This window comes from Paraniabella aurantiaca (assembly GCF_050309965.1).
Lineage (GTDB): Bacteria > Bacteroidota > Bacteroidia > Chitinophagales > Chitinophagaceae > Niabella.
Map to the genome: position 1 here is coordinate 739,275 of NZ_JBLOSY010000002.1, position 21,372 is coordinate 760,646.

A 21,372-nucleotide genomic window follows, 5' to 3' on the forward strand; every position below is an offset into this window, starting at 1 on the left:
ACCTGTTTTACTGCTCATATTTGTTCTCAAAACGGGAACAATGAATAAAAAAGTTTTGAGTACAACCATAGTGTTATACACACTGGCCATAAGTTGTAGTGCACCAGTCAGTCCTTCCAACACACAACCGGGAAAGGTTATTGGCGGCGGCTGCGATGGCTGTGAGCTGATGTACATTAACTTACCCAAACAAATAGTTTCAGTGGATACGAGTGCAGGGTGGAACAGCGGAGGACAACCGCTAAAAATTTCGGGCAAAGTATTAAAGGCAGATGGTACAACACCCGCACCCGGCGTGATCATTTATTACTGGCAAACGGATAAAGAGGGCTATTATGCCAATAGGCCTTACCTGAACGAAAAGGCAAAGCGGCATGGCTATATCAGGGGATGGCTCAAAACCGCTGCTGACGGGCGGTACACCTTGTATACGATAAGGCCGGCACCCTACCCTGACGATTCGTTGCCAGCGCATATTCATTTATCTATTAAAGAGCCTGACCTGCCCAATGAATACTACACCGACGAGATCAATTTTGAGGATGATCCTTTACTGATACCCTATTTCAAAAGATATCCGCCGGAGAACAGGGGCGGTAGCGGCGTGGTACAGGTATCGTTACAGAACAGCATGCAGGTGGCGGAACATAATATAGTGCTCGGTTTAAATATCCCGGGGTACCCCGATAAGTAGACATATAGGGTGAGGTTGGCATGGAAGATTGTTGATTTTAACTACCTTTAGCGCCATGCATTGATCTTATGTTGTATTTCGCCAGTATCTCCATATCTATATACCTCTTGCTGCTTTTTATTGGTAAACCGCATAAATCTATCGCTGATAAACTACTGATGGTATGGCAGTTTCTTGCCACACTTCACCTGGCAGATCTTTATTGGCTGATTTCGGGTAATTACCGTTCTTATCCTTTGTTTTTAGGATGGGGTGCGCCATTGCCCCTTGTTCACGGACCTTTTTTGTACCTGTACATTCTTTATCTTACCCGACCCCTGCAATTTAATTTCAAAAGCCTTTTACATTTTATACCGGTGGTATTGGCAATAGCCGTATGGTTACCTTTTTCAGTGCAAACCCCTGTGCAAAAGCTGCAATTATTTGAGGCAGGTATGTTACCCTACCGTTGGTTAGCCCTGGGTTTTAATATTGCTATTGCTATTTCGGGTATCAGTTATGTATTAGCCTCTTGCCTATTATTATATAGATACAAACATAAAATAGGGCAGGTATTCTCTACTACTGACCATATAAGCCTTAACTGGCTGCGTTATCTTATTGCGGGTATTGGTATAATATGGCTGTTTGTTATCTTTTATCAAACGCCGCAAACCATTTATCTCAGCGCTTCCCTGTATATCTGTTTTATTGGCTACTTCGGGGTACGGCAGAAGCAAATTTTCAGAACGCCGGCGGCACCGGTTTCTTATAACGAAAATGTCGCTACTGCTGATATAACAACAATGCCGGCCATTTCAGAGCCCGGTGTTGAAACAGAAGAAATAATTCCTGCACCCGCCAAAGCAAAATATGATTGGTCTAGTCTTTCTGAAGCGGAAGCCGAACGTATTCATATACAGCTGCAGGAAATAATGGAGCGGGATCAGCTCTATAAAAATCCGGAACTTACCCTTGATGATTTAGCAGGCGCTTTACAGGTATCGGAAGCTGCTTTGTCACAAGTAATTAACTCCCGGTTTAACCAGAGCTTTTACGATTATATTAACTCGCTGAGGGTAGCTGCATTTATAAAGCAAGCTGCAGATCCTGGAAATAAGGGGTACACTTTATTATCCATTGCTTTTGATTGCGGCTTTAATTCCAAATCCTCTTTTAACCGCAACTTTCGAAAGTTTACCGGAAAATCGCCATCCGGTTATCTGAAAACAAATACCTGATAGCTTCCCGAAGTATCATTAAGTCTTCATGGGGCCGGTTGATTCTTTTCAAATTAAATAAAGTTAATACCTCCGTCGCCTGCTATACCGGTTGCGTCCCCGTTCAACTGTAACAATTGGTCCAACATCACCCCATTTTGTTGCCGCAGTGATAAAATGCCCATAAAAAAGGTGCCACAAGGCCCTGTGGGGCGCTGGATTGCCATGCACTACCCATTTTTGCGTTACGCAATGATGCTATTGCGATCCTTGTTGTAATTCCCCGGTCACAGTATAATATCATCTAAATAATCAATATGAAATCTTTATCGCTTTTTATTTGTAGTTGGTTGCTCTTTGCTGCCTGTAAAAAGAACAGCATTGAAACTGAACGGGTGCAAACTTTCACCATCAGCTCCTCTATCAACAACGGGACCTATGAGATAAAGGTGGTGCTGCCCAAAAACTATTCGTCACAAAAAAAATATGCAACCCTGTATGTACTCGATCCTGAATGGGACCTGGATTTTGTAGCATCGGAATGCGATAAACAGGCAGTGGTGCAGCAGAAGGAGGGTGTACTGTTAATTGGTATCGGATGGGGACATGACCGTGTACACGATTATGCGCCGGTACCCTTACGGGGTGGTAAAGGTGGTGCGGATGCATTTGCCAGGTTTATTGAAGAAGAGCTGGTTTCGAAAATAGAAAAAGATTACCCCGTGGCTGTAGACCGTGCTCATCGCGGGATCATTGGTCACTCGGCGGGCGGCTTGTTCGCAGCTCACTGTTTTGTTAACCATAACGAACTGTTCGGGCATTATATGGCGCTAAGCCCATCGCTTTGGGTTGGCGACCAGGTAGTATTAATCAATGAAAAAGAACAGCGTAGTGAAAATACAGCCGGCAGCGGAAGCTTTTTCCTGGCTGTTGGAGAACTGGAACAGGAAGTAATGCAACCTCCGATTGCATTGTTTCAAAAAACGCTCGGTGATTATTATCCACACTACAAGCACCAGTTCTATATAGCCCGTGGGCTTGACCATATGGGTTCAAAAAATAGTACCATTCCTAAAGCTCTTACATTTTACTTTCAACAACTATAAATTTTATGCGATCCGTTTTACCGCTGCTCATGCTGCTGTTATCAGCAACCGATACCTATTCCCAAAAAAGTAACCCTTTTGAAATAAAACCCGCAGTGGGAATGGCAATACTCAATGTGAAGCCTACTGTTTCTGTAGTGATCAATTACCCGGTTGCCAACCGGTGGTCGGTGGCTTCGTACTCCATGCTTAGTTTTTTGCCGGCTAATCACAGAAAACAACGATATGTGCAAACCAACTACAATTATTCTTTAGTACAAAATTTTGGAATAGGCTACTCTTTATATAGTAAAAACAAGAATAGCCGGCATACCCTGAGCCTACTGGGAGGTATCAAACGTATTGCTTTTAGCGAAACGCTGAAGAACCCGCAGCTGGATGAAATAACTACCGTTACCCGGAACACCCTGCCTGAGTATGGCTTACTGTACGAGGTTGCTCTTGGTAAAAAAAGATTTAAGCCTTACGCACGGGTCTATCTTCCCTTGCATCCCATTCAGTATTATCCTATGGGAACATTGGATAATATAGCCTATATTGAATTAGGCACGTCTATTTCGCTAAAAAAGAAATAATTGCAGGAATAGAACAATTGATTTTTTGAATTATCGAGCTTATATGACTCAAGTAATGATACGTGTTACGTTGCAGGCAAATTTGCAGGTAACAATAATATAGTACCGGGTTTGAATATTCCGGGGTATGCGGGCAAGTAGATGACGCAAGTACCCAAAATGGCTTTAAGTGCCTACTATTGTAATGGGAAAATTTATTACTTTTGAACTTGCTTGTCTAAAAATATAATTAAGTTAACCTATGGCAAAATTATTATTAAATCTATTTTTAGTTGTGTCGATTACACTGGTTACCAGTTGTTCGAAAGACAAAAAGACGCCTGAAAAACCAGTTGGACCTCCTCCACCCCCACCGCCTGGTCCTGTTGCGGTGGAAAAAGATAGCGGTGTTTATGTGTTATCTACCGGGGCATTTTATCTGGGTGTTTCTAAAGTGGGTTACTACGACTTTCGTAAAAATCAATATACGGAAGATTACTTTAAGGATAAAAACCCTGATGCAAAACTTTCGGGCACTTGTTACGGCGGTCTTCAATATGGTGAAAAATGCTATGTATTTCTAAGTTATGATGCATCTAAAATTATGGCCCTTGATAAAGGCAGCGGTAAAATGCTGGCGGAAATAGCGTCCGGGGTACCTTATCAATCATCTCATGTATGGCCCAAAAAAGCTGTAGCTGATAAGAATCTGTTGTATGTAGCGGGCGACGGGTATTTTGTACATGTTGTGGATACCAGTACTTTAAAACTTGTTAAATCATTTGCTATTCCCCAATGGGCCAGCGATATCATAGTACAAAACAACAAGCTTTTTGTGTCTAACAAAAGACCATCTGGTCTTCTCAGTCCCGATACATCTCTGCTCGTAATGGATATGAATACAGGAACCATCGAAAAAAATATCAATTTTGGGGTTGCTCCGCAGTTCATGCTGAAGGACAACGAGGGCTTTGTTTATTTATACACAGGAGGAGGTATTAATCCCTACGATGGACCTTTTTTACATAAAATTGATGCAACCACTTTAACCGTTGTTAAACGGACTAATACGAGAATCAGGACGATGGTTCTTTATGGCACCAACAATATCCTGGCTATCTCGGGTCAAAACTCCGATCCTTTTCACGATGGTAAAATACCTGTTTACGATCGAACAACACTGGCATTGGTAAAAGATAATTTTATAACTGATGGTACCAAACTAACCTACCCCAGATACCTCTATACCAACGAAAAGACGGGAGATGTTTATATAATAGATATGAAAGACGGTAATAGTGCAGGCCAGGTTTACATTTTTGATAAAGATGGAAAAAAACTACTGGACTTTGCCACCACTAATAGCATTCTTCCTGTTGCGCTTCTTTTTAACTATTAACAAGCAGTTCCCCATAGAAAATGCCAGAAGGGTAATATAGTAGTTTGGAAAGAGCATCATATCGAAGGCATAGGTATAGTGGCGATACTTATCATCTATGAACCATGATCTATCAACTATCAACTATCATCCGTCAACTCACCTACCTCCCCTTCATCAATACATAATCATAAGGAATCGTCTGGCTCAGGTCGGCCAGGTACCAAACGCCAGGATCACCGGCATACTGTACAAAGTCGTAAGCAATATCTAATGGCATTTGAATATTGCCAAGGTTATCGCCCTGTTTATTAAAGGCACATACCATAGCCGTTACACGTGCTATTTCACCACCATTAGTTCCATCCGGCTGTAAAGGGGCGTCATAAGCTTTACCAATGCGGATGTAAGCATGATGCTCTTTCAGCAGTTTTCCCACTTTTTCTTTATAATAATGTAAAATAGCATCCTGTGCTTCTTCGCTGGAAGGCTGTTGGTTGGCCGGTTGTAATTTGCCGTAATTAAAACGGCGGGCACGTTCATAATCTTCTTTTACATTATCGGGTATAAAATCTCCACGTTCTATGGCTGCCTTCCACATGACGGTATCCAATAACACCCGGGGCGCAGCCTCTGCCATATCGGTTATGCCTGCTGCCGCTTCAGCCGCTGTAGCAACGGTAGCTTCAATATTTGCCCCATCTGCTTCCGCATTCTCAAATGAATTGGGAAATAACCACATCCTCAGGGAGGCCAGGTGCTCAGGTACATGTCTCCAGCCAATAACAAACTGGATAAACAATAATAGGGCTACCAGTAATACCAGAAACGCGCGAAATAGTTTTTTGAATAGCTTTCCCCTGCTAAGGCTTTTGTTACGCGGTGTTTCAAACTGATCTGTAAAAAACTTCCGGTCCCCCTGCACAAAAGCTTTTACAGCTTCCTGTGCAAAGGCGTAATCACTTTGCTGGTATTTATAGTCAAGGTACTCTCCCGGTTTTGCAGGGTGCGGGTATTCGTATCGAACCATGTAAATACGTTTGGCTGAAGGCATATCGCCCTGCCGCTCAAAACCCGGACTAATCGTTAAGGTTCGTTTATCATCATAGGAGTCCTGACTTATCTCGTAGAAGTAGAAATGATGTACTACATCATCCAGCCGCTCATATACTGCTTTCTCCAATTGCTCCCAATCTACCTGTTTAAATAGCTGCCAGGCTTCATCACCAAGACAAGTTGTGGTTCGCTCCTGTTGTTCAAAAGGATCCTGCACGGTTACCGTAAAACGCATAAGGTTCTGTTTAAACCTTCAAATATAAGCTTAGCCATCAAATGCCAATCGCGTGATTTATGATTCGCTAAAGACCTGTTTCAATTCGTTGAGAGAGAGTTTAGTTGACAGAGGACAGAGGACTGTTGACGGATATTAGATGATAGATGCTAGATACAAGATGCTAGATAGATGATAGTTCGTAAATCACAAATCTTATTGCTTACATTCAATTGCCATTTCCACACTAGTCACTATTCACTAGTCACTGCTCAACTATTTCCCCATCTAAACACCTGTCCCGCCCGGGTAGCTGCAGTAGCGCGGTAACCATTGGCTTCGCGGCGCAAAGGTAAATCTCCTTTCAGCTGATCAGGCAACAACAGGTTCAATGGCTTTCCCGATTCGGAACGCAACACGAGTTTAGTGATATGCCCCTGTTTCCAGCTTAGCTCTACTATCTCAAATCCACCACGGGCTCTTAATCCTTTTACGGTACCATCGCGCCACGCGGCAGGCAGTGCGGGCAATACCTGTAATTCGCCGGCATGGCTTTGCAGCAGCATTTCCGCAACACCAGCGGTATAACCCAGGTTACCATCAATCTGGAACGGCGGATGCGCACAAAGCAGGTTCTCATATACACCGCCTCCATTATCATAGTTTACATTTCCCGAACCTGCCAGGCGTATAAAATTATTGAGGATCTTATAAGCATGATCCCCATCCTGCAGGCGGGCCCAGAAGTTCATTTTCCAGGCCATTGACCAGCCGGTAGAGGCATCACCACGGGCTGTTAAACTTTTTTTAGCAGCGGCTATCAAACCGGGCGTATGGGTAACAGTAAACTGCCGACCCGGGTGCAAACCAAATAATTGCGATACATGCCGGTGCTGGTCCTTCGGATCATCCCTGTCTGTTTCCCATTCCTGCAGCTGTCCCCACTTTCCTATTTTAGGTGCCAGCAAGCGGCTTCTCAATTCGCTGATATGACGTGCGTATGCTGTATCGATTTTCAACACAGCTGTTGCTTCCGTATAATTAGTAAACAGGTCATAAACGATTTGCTGATCATGGCTTACACCATCTTCGTGTGGACCATGTTCGGGCGACCAGCCTTAGGCGCCACAACAGTACCATCGGGCCTGCGTTTCAAATGATCATCCCAGAACTCGGTGATCTCCTTTAAAACGGGGTAAGCAAACTGACGCAGATAATTAGTATCCTGTAAAAATGCATAATGCTCCCACAAAGCCTGTGCATACCAGGCGCTGCCGGGCGTATTCCACAAAAAGCTCTCTCCGCCAAAAATATTGTTCTCCGTTTTCACCGTCCAACCCCTTACACCCGGATATTGTTTTTGCGTATTGTCTTTTTTAACCGCTCTCATGCTGTTGATATAATCCAGGTAAGGCTGGTGCATCTCGGGGAGGTTGGCAGGCAAAGCCAGCCAGTAATTCATTTGTACATTAATATTGGAATGATAGTCTGAACGCCAGGGTGGATTATTACTATCATTCCAGATACCCTGCAGGTTGGCAGGTAAACCGCCTAAACGTGAAGAGCTGATGAGCAGGTAGCGGCCGTATTGAAACAGGAGGGTTTCCAACCCGGCATCTACCCCTGCTTTATATTGCAATAGCCTTTCCCGGGTGGGCTGGCCATCGCCAGCTTTTGTAGCCGTGCCCAATTGTAAAGAAGCCCTGTTAAACCAGCTTTGATAGTCCTTTATATGTGCCTGTTGCAAACGGCTCACCGTTTCGGAAGCAGCCTGATACAGCCTTTTTTGAATAACCGGTAAAGGATCAGCGCCTCTCCATCCCAAACTACGCTGGTTACTATAATTGGTAGCTGCAGCCAGCACTAAAGTAAATCCATCGGCTTTATTGATACGAATCACTGGAACACCATCTTTTTGCAGGATTTGAACAGTCCCTCCGGTATGCTTTATCTGCAAGCCTGCTGCATATTTCAGACCGTTATTTAATACCCCGGCAACCTGCAAGCCTTTGCCTGAAGCAGAAACCGCAGCCTGGTGCATATTGGTAAGGCGGATCTCGCCGGAATAAGCTCCTTTTTTACCCGCCGTAAAATTCACTGCTATTACCTGTTGCGGGTGACTAGCCCAATAGGTACGCGTAAAACGGGTTCCGCTTTTTTCATAGCTTACTTTGGCAAGCGCCGTATTCAGATCCAGTTCCCGTTTATAATGGGTAAAAGCCGTTGCTGAATCATCGAAGCTGATCCATACGTCACCAAAAGCCTGGTAGGCACCGGTTTCCTGTTCATCTCCTGTCCATAAACTGCTTTCATTGAACTGCAGGCGCTCACGGCCTACGCCACCAAACACCATCGCACCGAGGCTTCCATTGCCAATGGGATAGGCCTGTGTCATCCAGTCGGTAGCAGGGCGATTATCCCATATAGTAAGGGTTTGTACATTTGCTTGTGCACTTAACAAGCGGGCAATCATTATCAGGCAAGCCATCATCCAAACTTTCTTCATATTGCATTTTTACAGCCGTAGTGTGAGGCTATCGGCCAGCTGCAAAATAAGGATTATAGGTGAATAGAGGAAGGATGATGTATGATACTGGATGTACGATGCTGGATCTACGATGTACGCGGTACGAAATACGACTATCATCTGTCAACAGTCATCTGTCAACTGATAAATATGAATAGTGGATCATTTCAAAAACTCATCTTTACTGCAAAAGGTTTCATCCGGCATCCAGTATCAGGTATCTTATATCAGGCATCCATCTCCTACCCTTCATCCCCCAGCTTCTCAATAACTGCTTCAATCTTTTGATTAACGGATGCTATTTCTTCATCAAAGCGCGGAGACTCTTCGGCTACAGCCCGGTACATCAACTCAAAGCTCTTTATTCTTAACTCGCAGTACTCTTTTAATAAACCATTTCTTTTAACCAGGTGTTCGGGCAATTTTAACTGCTCAAAGCTTTTTACAAGCGCCAGATTCTGGTTCCAGTAGTTAAGCCCCTCATCCCGGAGCGAAAAAAGCTTTTCTTTCTTGGGCGTATCCTCCGGCAGTTTGAAAACAGACAGGGCGAAGGCTTCCGTATCGGTAAATTCTTTGATGCCTTTTTCATAAATAACCAGGTCGTTAGGCAAATTTTTATACACGCCAAAAGAAACACCTAAAACGACCAGGCTCGTCAATGCAATTGCCTTCCATGGCGATGGCGACTCTTCCGGATCCCGCAAACCGGGTAAGAATCCGTATCCAATAATAAACCCGCTTACCAATCCACCAATATGGGCGGCGTTATCGATGCCACCTTTTAAACCATACAGGAGATTGTAACCTACAAAAATGCTGATACTGGCTAATAAAGATTTTCGGGCTTCCCGCTCTATAAGGTCGCTGGTAAGCATGGCCAAAAACACACCGTACATACCAAATATAGCACCCGAGGCGCCCGCGCTAATGGTAAGATCATGCCACCAAAGGCTGGTAACACTGGCAGCAATACCTGCCAGCAGATAGGCAGTTAAAAACCGGGCCTTGCCCAGGTAGGGCTCCAGCAACTGCCCTATGTAAACCAACGCATACATATTCAGCAGCAGGTGTAGTATACCTATATGAAGAAAGCAGTTGGTCAATAAACGCCACCATTGGCCTTCCAGCGTAACAGGTTTAAAATTGGCACCCCAACGCACCAGGCTTTCACCGTCAGGCGTCAGCACATGTACGCCAGTAGCCACCATGGCTATAAACACCAGTATATTCAGGTTGATAAGTATAGGCGTGACAAAGAAACCGGGCACCGGCACAAATAGGGACAGCAAATTTTTCAGGGACTGCGATTTTGCCGGAGCTTCATGCGAAGCCACTTCATCCTCCTCTCCCGTTACCTGTGCGCCCGGGCGCTGCACCTCACCCGTATCGCTGTGGGGCTGCGCATCCAGTTGCGCCAGGAATGCCAGAACCAGCTCCTTATTTTTACCCGGATGGGCGGCTTCGTAAGCAGTGGAGCTGCTACTAACCTGCGCCACTTCGCCTGATACTTTTACGCTTAACTCGCCATTCCACGAAAAAGCGCCATTATTGGTATAGCTTGTAAAACCGTTAGCATCTGTATAACCTATTGTTAATCCCGAACGGTTGGCTGCCTCCCGGGCCAGGGAAAGAAATTGATCTTTGGTTAATATTCCGAGCACCCGCTCTTCTGTGTAAGGTGGAATCGATTCTGTCATCATTATGAAATAGTTTGATTGGGTTGCCGAATTTGCAGTTGTACAGGGTTAGCTTTTCTTTTATCCCGATGCCAATTGCAGTATGTAAATATAAGATGATTTGGAGTAGCCTGCAAAGACCGGGCATGAATAGCAGTACCACTGGTGCGATATTTGCCTGTTAACCTCGATTGACCATAACCTCTAACCCCATGAAGTATATAAAAATTAAAGGAGCCCGTCAAAACAATCTGAGAAACTTATCATTACAAATTCCTAAAAACCAGGTTACCGTATTTACAGGCGTCTCAGGCTCGGGCAAGTCATCGCTGGTATTTGAAACCATCGGCGCCGAAGCACAAAGGCAGATCAATGAAACCCAAAGCAGTTTTGTACGCAACCGCCTGCAGCACCTGGGAGTAGCCGACGTAGACCATATAGCGCACCTGAATGTACCGGTGATCATCGATCAAAAAAGGCTGGGCGGCAATGCCCGTTCTACCGTAGGTACTGCTACTGATATTTATGCGTCTTTGAGGCTGCTTTTTTCGCGCCTGGGGCAACCCTTTGTGGGCTATTCCAATGTATTTTCATTTAATCATCCCCAGGGCATGTGTACATCCTGCGAAGGTTTAGGCTTTGTAAGCGCTATCAATACCGAAGCACTCATTGATACAACCCGTTCACTCAATAAGGGTGCTATTCAGTTTCCTACTTTTCAGCCCGGTGGTTATCGCTGGCTCCGCTATACTTTATCGGGTTATTTCGACAACGATAAAAAACTCCGGGATTATACACCGGAAGAATGGGACCTGTTATTGCATGCCGAAACACATAAACCACTTCACCCTGCTCCGGGCTGGGGAAAGACGATGCAATACCAGGGGTTACTCCCTCGCCTGCAACGCGACTTCCTGAAAAAAGATTCCAAAGAACTGAAGCTGCGCCAGCAAGCGCTGGCATCCATCGTTACCACCACTACCTGCCCGTCCTGCAAGGGACAAAGATTGAATGAAACGATCTTATCCTGCCGGATCAAAGACCGCAATATTGCCGATTGTGCCGCAATGCCAATTGACGAGCTGCATACTTTTATACAGCGCATAAAGGCACCGGCCTACGACACCGTGCTGCAGGAGCTTTTAAAAAAACTGCAGAATATGGTTACCATCGGTCTACAGTATCTTACTTTAAACCGGGCTACCAACAGCCTATCAGGTGGAGAATCGCAACGTATTAAAATGGTGAAACACCTGGGCAATAGCCTTGAAAACTTATTGTACATTTTCGATGAACCGAGCATCGGTCTGCATCCCCAAGACCTGGATAATCTGGGTACTATTATCCAGGGCATTAAGGCTAAAGAAAATACAGTATTGATTGTAGAGCATGATCCCGACCTGGTAAAAATAGCCGACCATATTATAGACATGGGGCCGGGCTCGGGAGCACAGGGTGGTGATATTGTTTACCAGGGCAACTTTAAAGAGCTGGCCAGTTCTAAAGGCAAGACAGGTGTTTATTTTGCGGCACCACGTAGCATTAACCGGCAACCCCGGCGGCCGGCAGGCTGGTATCAATTAAAAAAAGCGAACCTCCACAACCTGAAAAATATTTCGGTGGCCATTCCACAGCAGGTGTTGACAGTAGTAACCGGTGTAGCCGGCTCTGGTAAAAGTACCTTAATGAGCAAGGTACTACCTCAACAATATCCGCAGGTAAAGATTATTGATCAGTCGCCACTTCGTGGCAGTATACGCTCTAACCTGCTTACCTACCTGGGCCTGGCCGATAAGGTAAGGCAATTGTTTGCACGCGCTAATAAAGTAAATGCAGCACTCTTCAGCAGCAACAGCGAAGGCGCCTGCCCTAACTGCAAGGGACAGGGCATTGCAACAATTGACCTTGCTTTTATGGACGATATAGAAGCCCCCTGTGAAGTGTGCGGAGGCAGCGGCTTTAAACCGGAAGTACTGGCCTATACTTACGACGGTAAAAATATAGCGGAAGTATTGCAGTTAACCGTTGCCGGGGCGCGAACTTTTTTTGCAGAAGCCAATTTTGTTTCCGGGCTGGATATACTGATAGAGTTGGGTATGGATTATATGACCCTGGGAGAACGACTCAGCGATTTTTCTGGAGGCGAGCGACAACGCCTGAAATTGAGCAGTGAACTGGGAAACGCCCGTAGCCTGCTGGTATTGGATGAGCCCAGCACAGGACTGCATCCCTCAGATACACAGAAATTAATGATCTTATTGAACCGGCTGGTACACCAGGGCAACTCGCTGGTGGTGATTGAACATAACCTGGATATCATAGCGCAGGCTGACTGGGTCATTGATATAGGTCCCGGCGCCGGCAGGCAAGGCGGTGAGCTGGTATTCAGCGGTACAGTGGCGGACTTATTGCAGCAGCCGCATTCAGCAACAGCCCTGTATTTGAATAAACATTTGAATAGGGTGATGTGACGACCAGGCTTCCATTACACTTGAAAGATTCAATCGGCAGCAGGCTGGTACATCATCAACACCAATGTGTATCTGATCCGGCATCGTTTACTTTTTAAAGTTTGGGCAGGCTTTGTCTTTAGCATGTTGATTGGCCTAACTTTATAGCATTGATCAACAAAACACAATTCATGAAAGCAAGAGGGATACTGGCATTATTGTTACTGGCGCAAACGCTGACTGCGCAGGATACCATACGTTTCGACAAAGCGTTGGCGGTACAGTCGGGCAGCAGGTATGGCAGGGAAGCTATTTATACGGATCTGCTCAGCTACCAATTATTCAATGGACAATTACAGCCCGGGGCCGGTAACCTGTTTGATAAGACTGGCAATGGCGATTCTATCATATGGCGACCTGTTACAGCCGATGAAAGCGGCCGGTTTCGCGTGTTCAGCCGCCGCAATTTTCAACGTAGTAATAATCCTTTTCTAAACCCGGGTGCGGTAGACCGTGGAGCTGATTACTTATATATCACCTACGATGCTCCCCGGCAGCAGGCCGTGCTGCTACGCATACAGGGCAGCGCCGGTTTGTACATCAATGGAGCCCCACATATGGGCGATCCGTACAGCGCCGGTTATATGCATATCCCGGTGCTACTAAAAAAGGGGCTGAATGAAATCTATATCAGGGGAGCCAATGTGTTGCCCGAGCTGATACCGGTACATCAAGCCTTCCATTTACATACCGATGATATTACTGCACCGCATATCGTTCTTAATAAAAATAACAGCCGGTTGAAAGTAGCACTGGTGGTGAGCAATGCCAGCGCAGGCGCTGCTGCAGATCTTTCTGTAACAGCTACGATACAGGGTAAGGCTTTAACGAGCGCTGTTGCGGCTATACCAGGCCTTGCCACCCGCAAGATATTTTTCGAAGTAGATGGATCGGCTATCAACCAGAAGGGAAAATATGATTGTAAGCTGGTATTGAAGCAGGGGAACCAAACGGTGCATAGCGCTTCTATTACATTAGAAGCTGTATTACCTGGTGAGCATTACAGCGCCACATTTGTAAGCGGTATAGATGGCAGCCTGCAGTATTATGCAGTTACCCCGCAGGTTCAGGGTAATAAAGAATCTCAGGCGCTTTTTCTTTCGGTACATGGCGCGGGTGTGGAAGCGATAGGCCAGGCAAGAGCTTATCAACCTAAAGACTGGGGCAACCTGGTGGCGGCTACCAACCGGCGCCCGCGTGGCTTTAACTGGGAAGACTGGGGACGCCTGGATGCCATGGAAGTATTGCAAATTACCAAAGATAATTTTAAACCCGATCCGTCGAGGATCTATCTTACAGGTCACTCTATGGGTGGCCATGGTACCTGGTTTCTGGGTGCTACTTATCCTGACAAATGGGCCGCGATAGGCCCGGCAGCAGGCTATGCTTCTTTAAAAGATTATGGTTCGGCAGATGGCCGTATACCTGACAGCGCGCGCAGTGAAGTGGAGCGTCTATTACTTCGTTCGGGCAACCAGAGCGATGTGCCCAAACTGGCCGCCAACTACCAGCCACTGGGTGTTTATATATTACATGGCGACAGCGACCGGGTGGTACCGGTAACTTATGCGCGACAAATGCGGGAAGTGTTAGCCGGGTTTCATAAAGACTTCAGTTATTATGAATACCCGGGTGGAGAACATTGGTTTGGCGATCAGAGCGTGGACTGGCCGCCGATGTTCGACTATTTCAAATGGCACCGGCGCCTGCCCGATTCTTTAACCAACACGATAGACTTTACCACCAGCAGCCCGGGCATTTCGGCCAGCTATCGCTGGGCTACCATTTACCAGCAACTGCATCCCCTGCAGTATAGCAGGATACAATTGCGCCGCAACCGGCCCGCAGCAATCATTTCAGGCAATACCCAAAATGTGGCTTTATTGAAACTGTCCCTGGATGACTTCCAACCCGGCACTACGATCAACATCCGGCTAGACAGTACACCAACCTTGTCATACACCACCTTATCTTTTGACGACCGCCTGTACCTCAGTAAAACCCATTCAGGATGGGCATTTACTAAGCCACCTGCAGCAGCCGGTAAAAACCCGCTTCGGTATGGCACTTTTAAAGAAGCTTTTAACAAGCGGATGGTTTTTGTGGTGGGTACCCGCGGCACTGCTGCTGAAACCCAGGCCAACCGCGATAAAGCAATTTATGATGCAGAGAGCTGGTACTACAGGGGCAATGGTGCCGTAGATATTGTTAACGATACCGAATACAAGCCCGCCCGTTATGCGGGAAGAAATATTATTATTTACGGCAATGCCGATAATAACAGCGCCTGGAAAATACTATTAAGCGAAAGCCCCCTACAGGTTAAAAGAAACCAGTTAAGCACCGGGGACAAAAAATGGACGGGCGATAACCTGGCCACTTATTTTGTATGGCCTCAAAAAGATACTGCATTATTGGTAGGCGTTATTGCCGGCACCGGTGTAAAAGGAATGAAAGCAGCTTATGCCAACCAGTATTTTGCCGGTGGCAGCGGGTTTCCCGATTTTATGATATTCTCTGATCAGATGCTGAAGGATGGTGCTGCGGGAGTTAAGCTGGCAGGCTTCTTCGATAATTCCTGGCGCTTAAGCAAAGAGGAAATGGCCGGAGCGGCTGACTAGCTGTTACAGGTTTTTGTAGCTGCATGCTTACGGGGGATCACCTCCCGTTCATGAGACCTTTCGACTCCGCTGCGCTTCGCTCAAAGTGACGGTCCCTTTCAGGCAATGTCTCTCCGGTTATTATCCAACTAATGCATAACTCACCCCTCTTATGCCTCCACCATTTCCTTGTTCTTTATTTTCTGTTGCAGCTCTTTAATCGTCATATTATACATGACGCTATGCCGGTTATTTACCCTTTGTACCAGGTGCACATGGGCAATATAATCCTGAACGATTTGTATTTTATCACTCGGGGTCACCACCAATAATTGCAGGTGTAATTGCTTACAAAGCTCCATCAGGTAAGTAGCTTTATCCTCATCCTGATTACTAAAGCTTTCATCTACGGCTATAAAACGCAGGCTACGGCTGTTCTTTCCTTCGCGGGTAATGCCAAACTGGTAAGCAATAGCACTACACAAGATCGTGTAGGTTAACTGTGCCTTCTCCCCTCCCGATAACTGTCCCATCTGGCGATAGGTTTTCTTCAGCTCATTGGTATTCCTGTACTTTTCATCGGCCCAAAACTCGAACCAGTTACGCACATCCATTACACGGGTACGATAGCTTTCACTTTCATCGAGGCTATCGATCAAAGGCTGCACTTTCTGGCGGAAATGAAGGGCCTTATCTTCAAACTTACTTTGCTGCCAGTTGGCGGCCTGTGGTAAGGCATCGAGCAAAGCATTACGGAAGGCCTTAATGGTTGCATCTGGCACCGAGCGTTTACCCAGCTGAATATAGGTATCCGGCAGGCGGTTAAAATTAATAACGCCTAAAGATTGATTGAGTTTATTAACGCTGTTATTGATCTCGCGTTCCCATTTTTCCATCTCTTCATTCAGCCCGCCAATCTTATAGGTAATCGTATCATTGATGAAATTCTCAAAATCTCTCCGGTATTTGGGCAGGTTCTCTGTCTCCAGTTTATCCAGCCACTCCTTAAATTCTTCCGCATAAGCAGCTTCCTCGGGTAAGAACTGAACGTCGCTATACCAGTCTGGAAAACGTTGCAGCAAATTCGGCGACGGGTTTTTGATCTGACTGATACTGCGATTTAAATGGGTTTCTGTTTTATGCAACTGCTGCTGTATGGCGGTGGCTTCAGCATCCAGCTTTTCTTTAAATAAACGATAGGTTTCTTCAATAGTGTCCAATGTAACACCACCCAATGCAATAGCATGCTGCTGCTGAAACTGCAACAGCTCGTCTTTATTCTCTGGTGTGATATGTTGCAATAAGATCTGCAAAGTAGTCCGGAGCTGCATGCGGCCATTCACCCGGTTTTGCAGTGTGGTTATTTCCCCGTTGGCAGATAGCCATTTTTTCTCCGCCTCCGCGCGTTGTGCTATTACCTCATCCAGCTGAGCCGTTAATGCCTGCAGCTGGTTGTTGCTTTGGCTCAGCTCTTTGATCTGCTCTTCGGTTTTATGCAAGCTGCGTTGAAAGCCTGCCACATCCAATAAGGCAAATCCACCATGCTCCTGTAGCCTGCTTAAGGCGTAAAACTGCTTTTGTAAGCGGCCTGCCCGATTGCGGCAACGCTCAATAACTTCAGCCGTATTGGCCAACTCATCGGTTAATTTGTTACGGCGCGTGATCAGTGCTTCTTTTTTACGTTCGTTGTTCCAGCCCATTACATAACGGCCGGCATCATTCACTCCGGGGCGGTCATCCTTTTCATGGCGGTTACGGTTTTTAACCAGCCCATTGATAGTAATAGCCCTGTCGTATCGCTCCAGGGTCTTTTCGTCGTTCAGGCATACATAAGAAAATTGTTGTATTACCTGTTGTTGTACCCACTCCGACAATGAATGATCAGGATGGAAATCCAGCTTATAGAAAACGGTCTGGTCTTCGGCCAATACAGGTATCGTGTCCTTTACATGGTAATACACCAGCCGGGCGCCAATATTGGTTTGATTGATATAGCGGGTTACTTTTTTATAGTATTTATCGGGTACCAGTAAACGTAAGGAAAAGCCATGCAATAATTTCTCCAGGGCCGGCTGCCAATGCAGCTCTTCCGACTTTACCTGTACCAGTTCCCCTGCAAAAGGCAGGTCGGAGGTTTCCAACCGAAGCGCATTGCATAGGTCTTTCCGCACATTTACCAGGTGCGCCGGTATATTACTTTTGCTGTGCAATAAAATATTCAGCTCCCTTTCCAGCTGCTCGCGTTCATCATTGGCTTTGCGGTGCTGGTTCTTCGCATCAAAATCATCATCTTCATTCAGGCGGTTCTCCCGGTCCAGCCGCATTGCTGCCCTGGCCGTTTCTTTCTGTATCCGCTTGTAGCTTTCTTCATCCGAAGCGGTTTTATCTTCCAAATGCAAGGTAGTGCACCATTCGGTAAACAGGGTGAGGTTGGTTTCCGCATCCTTCTTCTTTAGTTGCTGCTCTTTTAACTCCTGCTCCAGTTGTTTTAAACGCTGGCCGGCTTTATTTTGCTCTATCTGGTTGCGGGTAGTTCGTTCTTCTTCGTGCAACCGGTCTATCTCCTCTTTAAGATCACCTGCCTGTTGCTCCAGGGCTTTTATATTAGCAGCATCTTCTTCCAATGCTTCCTGTAATAAAGCATCCTGGGTATAGCTTTTCCAGATGCTGGCTGTTTGCACCGATTGCTGTATGGTCTTCTGCTGGTCCTGCAGGTTTTTAAAGCCGGTATAATGTTCATGCACCGGCTGCAACAAACGTATCTGTTCTTCCGCTTTTTCAATATTACGTTGGGCATCCAGCAAAGTAGCCAGGTGTTTTTTCAGCTCCTGGAAGGAGGATTCTATATCCCTTGGCTCCAGCATATGAGTGCGAATAAAATCGTCCAGGTTGCCCAGTACTTTGATACCTACGGTCTGGTTAAATAAGGTCAGGGCCTGGATGCTCTGCATACCTAATACGTCCACCATACGGTTGGCATATTTACTGGCCGCATCAAACCATTCTACCTGCTTACGACTACCCTTATTGTATTGCTGGTCTATCCTGCGTTTCCAGGCATTGCCCAGGTCAAAGGGTTTAAAATCCGTTTCAATACGCAGGCTTTTATGGGCAATACCAAAACGCTTCTGCATATCACCATTGGTAAAATAACGTACCTGGAACAGGGTTACTTCCTGCTGCGCCTCATTGGTAAAATTGGCCAGCAGTATACTATAGGCTTCGTCCCGGTTTTCGCGGAGATACAGGGTTTTGGTAACACCCGTATCAGAATTAATAGTGCCGTAGCCCCCCATTACATAGGTATCTTCGGTACGGTCACCTTTCTTCTCGCTACCACTACTCTGGTTATAAAAGCGGTATCTTTTTTCAGGAACGATCAGGGTAAGCAGGGCATCCACGAAAGTAGTTTTACCGCTACCGTTAGCTCCTGTCAACAGGCTGGTTTCACCATTTGGCGTAATGGTATGTATCTGCTCATCAAAAGTGCCCCAGTTAAATACTTCCATGTATTGTAACCGGAACCCACTCTTCTCATTATCCGTGCTGAATACGCTTAGCTGCATGTGCTGTCAGTTGCTGTTTAAAATCTTCTAAAATTTCACTGTCTACCCGGGCTTTGATGATCTTCTTGATCCGGAACTTTTGTTCATCTGCCACATCATGATTTTCCGATCGCTCCAAAAATCCATTCTCCTCTGCCCTGTCGATCAGGCGGTCGATATCCTTGAGCATCTTTACCCGGCTGGCATTTTCTTTAAAAAACAGTTCGGCATATTCTTTTATCTCCCGCCGCTTTTTGATCAGTTCTCTATGGGTAGCTTCACCCACTTCAAACTCAGCCATCATATCCCGCAGCAATACCAGCATCACGCTTTCATCATAGGTAAGGCTGCGGCGCTGGGCCCAGCTTACACCGGTGGTATCTTCTTCCGTAATACTATGTTTTATATAAGCATACCCATCCTGCTCATCCAGCACCAGGGTTAAACCCAGCTGCTGTAAAAAGCCCGTCAGCTCTGCCCTGTATTGCACCAGCTTTTCCCAGGTAGTTTTCTCCAGGTACTCTAAGGGGCCCTTTAGCAGTTTTATAAATACGGGGGTGAATGCATGTATTTTATCGGCCATCTTCTAATCTTATTTGCTAAACAATAAATACGGTACTTCCACAAATTTGGTGGCTTCCCTGTTCAGGGGTATGAGTTCTACCGCCGTGCCAATGATCTGTACCCTTTTTGATTTTTCTTTCAGGAAACTGTAGTATCCTATCACTTCGGCCAGTCCATTATCCAGCGAGGTTGCTTCCACAATTTCTTTTAAGGTGGCGGTTTGCTTATCTTTCAACACCTGCTCTACCTTATTCCACAGCATTTTTTTATCAATAAATGCTGTATTTAATAAACGGTTGAACCTTTCTATATCAGCTATCTTCTCTACGGCAGCTACCGGTTGTTTTAAAGTAGCCGCCGATTTCTTTTCCTCCAACGCCAGCTTCCGGTCCATTATTATTTTTATTTCAGCAGGCTCCTCAATCTGCAAACCGGCGTCAATTTGCTCTTCTTCCATCAGGTCGAAAACCAGCTCTTTAATACTGCTGATCTGCTGCCTTAACCGGCGGTGACGGGCAATTTCTTTTTCAGTAATAATACGGCTCAGCTTCTCAGCCATTTTATCATTAGCGTCGTATACCGATTTGCCCTGCTCCAACAGGAAGGACTTAATGTTTTGGAGGAAATTCGTATCTGCCTCCAGTTCCCGATCCTCTAGTAATACCAGCAACTGCTCCGTTAAATTGCGCCATTCTTCCTGCCCGTTACGGGAGATCAGGAAATCCCAGAAAGCATAAAAGCTTTTACCCTGGTTGCTGCTGCGTAAAGCATCGTAAGACTCGAAGGCAAAGCCCACAATCGTACCCTTATGTTGCTCCGCCTTGGTATGCTGTTCTACGATATTGCGATGGATCTGCTTAAAATTATCTTCCACTTCCCTGAAGTCGCCAATGAGCTCATAACAAAGCTTGATGAACAGATCGAGCCGCTCCTGTACCTGCGCATTGTTATAGCGCTGTGGCGCCACACCCAGCTCCAGGGCTTTGATTTCTTTTTCAATTTCCGCCCTGCGGTCTTTCAGTATTTGTAATTTCTTCTCTTTGTCGTCTTCGGTATTTTCCACCATATCGCGCAAAGAGCCAAACAGCATTTTAAAACGGCTTTCGGTACCCACATGGTTTTGCCCCAGCTGCAGGTTCTGCATCCACTGAAACACTTTTTCGGTATAGGCGCTTAACTGGTAATTGGTATTGCCCTCGATATCAGGGTAATCCTGCAGTATACGTTTTTGTACCCAGCTCACCAGGTATTTTCGGCTGCGGCTCTCCTCATCTTCACCAAATTCTATACGGGCTTCTTCCAGGTCCTCGGTGCCATCGTCGTGCTGGCCCAGGGTTTCAGCCAATAAAGGCACCAATTGCTCTTCCTTTACCACCATCCGGCGGTTTTCTTTAAATACCGTGTATAAAAATGGTAATACCCAGCTGGCATTGCGCAGTCGCAGCATTTGTAAAGCCGGGGAAGATTGTATTAAAAAGTTTATGTTTTCGCTTGTCATGCCCTGTTCCTCACTTTATCGGGGCACGCAAAATAAGATAATATGGGGATTATGAAAGGAGAAGCTATGCACATATTAGACACGGTTCGGGGAAGATGACAGTAGACAGATGGGAGTTGACAGCTGGCAGCTGACAGGAATTAACTGATAGTTTATTTGCCGGACATTCTGGAGATACAAATACAAAAGAAAGTTCTTATACGCACATTGACCATTCACTACTCACTATTCACGCCTCATTATTGAGCAAA

At 45.9% G+C, this 21,372-nt stretch carries 15 protein-coding genes; 7 read left to right on the forward strand and 8 right to left on the reverse strand.

Going from position 1 to position 21,372, the window contains the following annotated elements; translation table 11 throughout:
* Window positions 1–40 precede the first annotated feature (40 nt).
* Together ACLOAU_RS17620 and ACLOAU_RS17625 are read left to right on the forward strand one after the other, a co-directional pair.
* Complete coding sequence (locus ACLOAU_RS17620; protein WP_427863222.1) at window positions 41–694, forward strand: dioxygenase family protein; 654 nt, start codon at window positions 41–43, stop codon at window positions 692–694.
* A gap of 68 nt (window positions 695–762) precedes the next feature.
* Entirely contained in the window at window positions 763–1,914 is a 1,152-nt protein-coding gene (locus ACLOAU_RS17625; protein ID WP_427863223.1) for a helix-turn-helix domain-containing protein, read from the forward strand.
* Between the two features lie 53 nt (window positions 1,915–1,967).
* On the opposite strand, the gene ACLOAU_RS17630 is transcribed toward ACLOAU_RS17625, so the two are convergent.
* Entirely contained in the window at window positions 1,968–2,120 is a 153-nt protein-coding gene (locus tag ACLOAU_RS17630) for a hypothetical protein (RefSeq protein WP_427863224.1), read from the reverse strand.
* Window positions 2,121–2,210: 90 nt separating this feature from the next.
* On the opposite strand from ACLOAU_RS17630, the gene ACLOAU_RS17635 reads away from it, so the two are divergent.
* The 3 genes from ACLOAU_RS17635 to ACLOAU_RS17645 all read left to right on the forward strand — a co-directional run bounded on the left by ACLOAU_RS17635 (window position 2,211) and on the right by ACLOAU_RS17645 (window position 4,952).
* Window positions 2,211–2,999 carry an alpha/beta hydrolase gene (locus ACLOAU_RS17635; protein WP_427863225.1) on the forward strand — a complete coding sequence of 263 codons (789 nt, stop codon included), beginning with the start codon at window positions 2,211–2,213 and terminating at the stop codon, window positions 2,997–2,999.
* Between the two features lie 5 nt (window positions 3,000–3,004).
* Window positions 3,005–3,574 carry a hypothetical protein gene (locus ACLOAU_RS17640; RefSeq protein ID WP_427863226.1) on the forward strand — a complete coding sequence of 190 codons (570 nt, stop codon included), beginning with the start codon at window positions 3,005–3,007 and terminating at the stop codon, window positions 3,572–3,574.
* A gap of 241 nt (window positions 3,575–3,815) precedes the next feature.
* Window positions 3,816–4,952 (forward strand): YncE family protein, encoded by a 1,137-nt coding sequence (locus ACLOAU_RS17645; protein WP_427863227.1) that lies wholly within the window; start codon window positions 3,816–3,818, stop codon window positions 4,950–4,952.
* 142 nt (window positions 4,953–5,094) lie between these two features.
* On the opposite strand, the gene ACLOAU_RS17650 is transcribed toward ACLOAU_RS17645, so the two are convergent.
* The 4 genes from ACLOAU_RS17650 to ACLOAU_RS17665 all read right to left on the reverse strand — a co-directional run bounded on the left by ACLOAU_RS17650 (window position 5,095) and on the right by ACLOAU_RS17665 (window position 10,428).
* Window positions 5,095–6,222 (reverse strand): hypothetical protein, encoded by a 1,128-nt coding sequence (locus tag ACLOAU_RS17650; RefSeq protein WP_427863228.1) that lies wholly within the window; start codon window positions 6,220–6,222, stop codon window positions 5,095–5,097.
* A gap of 251 nt (window positions 6,223–6,473) precedes the next feature.
* Window positions 6,474–7,265, reverse strand: a complete 792-nt coding sequence (locus ACLOAU_RS17655; protein WP_427864301.1) for a glycosyl hydrolase family 95 catalytic domain-containing protein — start codon at window positions 7,263–7,265, stop codon at window positions 6,474–6,476.
* 14 nt (window positions 7,266–7,279) lie between these two features.
* Window positions 7,280–8,707 carry a glycoside hydrolase family 95 protein gene (locus ACLOAU_RS17660; protein ID WP_427863229.1) on the reverse strand — a complete coding sequence of 476 codons (1,428 nt, stop codon included), beginning with the start codon at window positions 8,705–8,707 and terminating at the stop codon, window positions 7,280–7,282.
* Window positions 8,708–8,970: 263 nt separating this feature from the next.
* Window positions 8,971–10,428 (reverse strand): rhomboid family intramembrane serine protease, encoded by a 1,458-nt coding sequence (locus tag ACLOAU_RS17665; RefSeq protein ID WP_427863230.1) that lies wholly within the window; start codon window positions 10,426–10,428, stop codon window positions 8,971–8,973.
* A gap of 188 nt (window positions 10,429–10,616) precedes the next feature.
* Here ACLOAU_RS17665 and ACLOAU_RS17670 point away from each other — a divergent pair, with 188 nt between their 5' ends.
* Together ACLOAU_RS17670 and ACLOAU_RS17675 are read left to right on the forward strand one after the other, a co-directional pair.
* Entirely contained in the window at window positions 10,617–12,875 is a 2,259-nt protein-coding gene (locus tag ACLOAU_RS17670; protein WP_427863231.1) for an ATP-binding cassette domain-containing protein, read from the forward strand.
* A 170-nt stretch (window positions 12,876–13,045) separates the two neighbouring features.
* Entirely contained in the window at window positions 13,046–15,535 is a 2,490-nt protein-coding gene (locus tag ACLOAU_RS17675; protein WP_427863232.1) for a carboxylesterase family protein, read from the forward strand.
* Window positions 15,536–15,684: 149 nt separating this feature from the next.
* Here the strand turns inward: ACLOAU_RS17675 and ACLOAU_RS17680 are convergent, their stop codons facing one another.
* Genes ACLOAU_RS17680 through ACLOAU_RS17690 form a run of 3 tightly spaced genes read right to left on the reverse strand, consistent with a single transcriptional unit; the run spans window position 15,685 to window position 21,121 of the window.
* Window positions 15,685–19,080, reverse strand: a complete 3,396-nt coding sequence (locus tag ACLOAU_RS17680) for an ATP-binding protein (protein ID WP_427863233.1) — start codon at window positions 19,078–19,080, stop codon at window positions 15,685–15,687.
* Complete coding sequence (locus ACLOAU_RS17685; RefSeq protein WP_427863234.1) at window positions 19,052–19,642, reverse strand: DUF4194 domain-containing protein; 591 nt, start codon at window positions 19,640–19,642, stop codon at window positions 19,052–19,054. The genes ACLOAU_RS17680 and ACLOAU_RS17685 overlap by 29 nt, the downstream gene beginning before the upstream one ends.
* Before the next feature lie 9 nt (window positions 19,643–19,651).
* Window positions 19,652–21,121, reverse strand: a complete 1,470-nt coding sequence (locus ACLOAU_RS17690; RefSeq protein WP_427863235.1) for a DUF3375 domain-containing protein — start codon at window positions 21,119–21,121, stop codon at window positions 19,652–19,654.
* Between the last annotated feature and the right edge of the window lie 251 nt (window positions 21,122–21,372).

Bases quoted from the DNA above. Each gene is read 5' to 3' on its own strand.
- ACLOAU_RS17680 (WP_427863233.1), bottom strand. From the start codon at position 19,080: ATGCAGCTAAGCGTATTCAGCACGGATAATGAGAAGAGTGGGTTCCGG.
- ACLOAU_RS17670 (WP_427863231.1), top strand. From the start codon at position 10,617: ATGAAGTATATAAAAATTAAAGGAGCCCGTCAAAACAATCTGAGAAAC.
- ACLOAU_RS17640 (WP_427863226.1), top strand. From the start codon at position 3,005: ATGCGATCCGTTTTACCGCTGCTCATGCTGCTGTTATCAGCAACCGAT.
- ACLOAU_RS17665 (WP_427863230.1), bottom strand. From the start codon at position 10,428: ATGATGACAGAATCGATTCCACCTTACACAGAAGAGCGGGTGCTCGGA.
- ACLOAU_RS17685 (WP_427863234.1), bottom strand. From the start codon at position 19,642: ATGGCCGATAAAATACATGCATTCACCCCCGTATTTATAAAACTGCTA.
- ACLOAU_RS17625 (WP_427863223.1), top strand. From the start codon at position 763: ATGTTGTATTTCGCCAGTATCTCCATATCTATATACCTCTTGCTGCTT.
- ACLOAU_RS17660 (WP_427863229.1), bottom strand. From the start codon at position 8,707: ATGAAGAAAGTTTGGATGATGGCTTGCCTGATAATGATTGCCCGCTTG.
- ACLOAU_RS17630 (WP_427863224.1), bottom strand. From the start codon at position 2,120: ATGGCAATCCAGCGCCCCACAGGGCCTTGTGGCACCTTTTTTATGGGC.
- ACLOAU_RS17620 (WP_427863222.1), top strand. From the start codon at position 41: ATGAATAAAAAAGTTTTGAGTACAACCATAGTGTTATACACACTGGCC.
- ACLOAU_RS17635 (WP_427863225.1), top strand. From the start codon at position 2,211: ATGAAATCTTTATCGCTTTTTATTTGTAGTTGGTTGCTCTTTGCTGCC.
- ACLOAU_RS17650 (WP_427863228.1), bottom strand. From the start codon at position 6,222: ATGCGTTTTACGGTAACCGTGCAGGATCCTTTTGAACAACAGGAGCGA.
- ACLOAU_RS17690 (WP_427863235.1), bottom strand. From the start codon at position 21,121: ATGACAAGCGAAAACATAAACTTTTTAATACAATCTTCCCCGGCTTTA.
- ACLOAU_RS17645 (WP_427863227.1), top strand. From the start codon at position 3,816: ATGGCAAAATTATTATTAAATCTATTTTTAGTTGTGTCGATTACACTG.
- ACLOAU_RS17675 (WP_427863232.1), top strand. From the start codon at position 13,046: ATGAAAGCAAGAGGGATACTGGCATTATTGTTACTGGCGCAAACGCTG.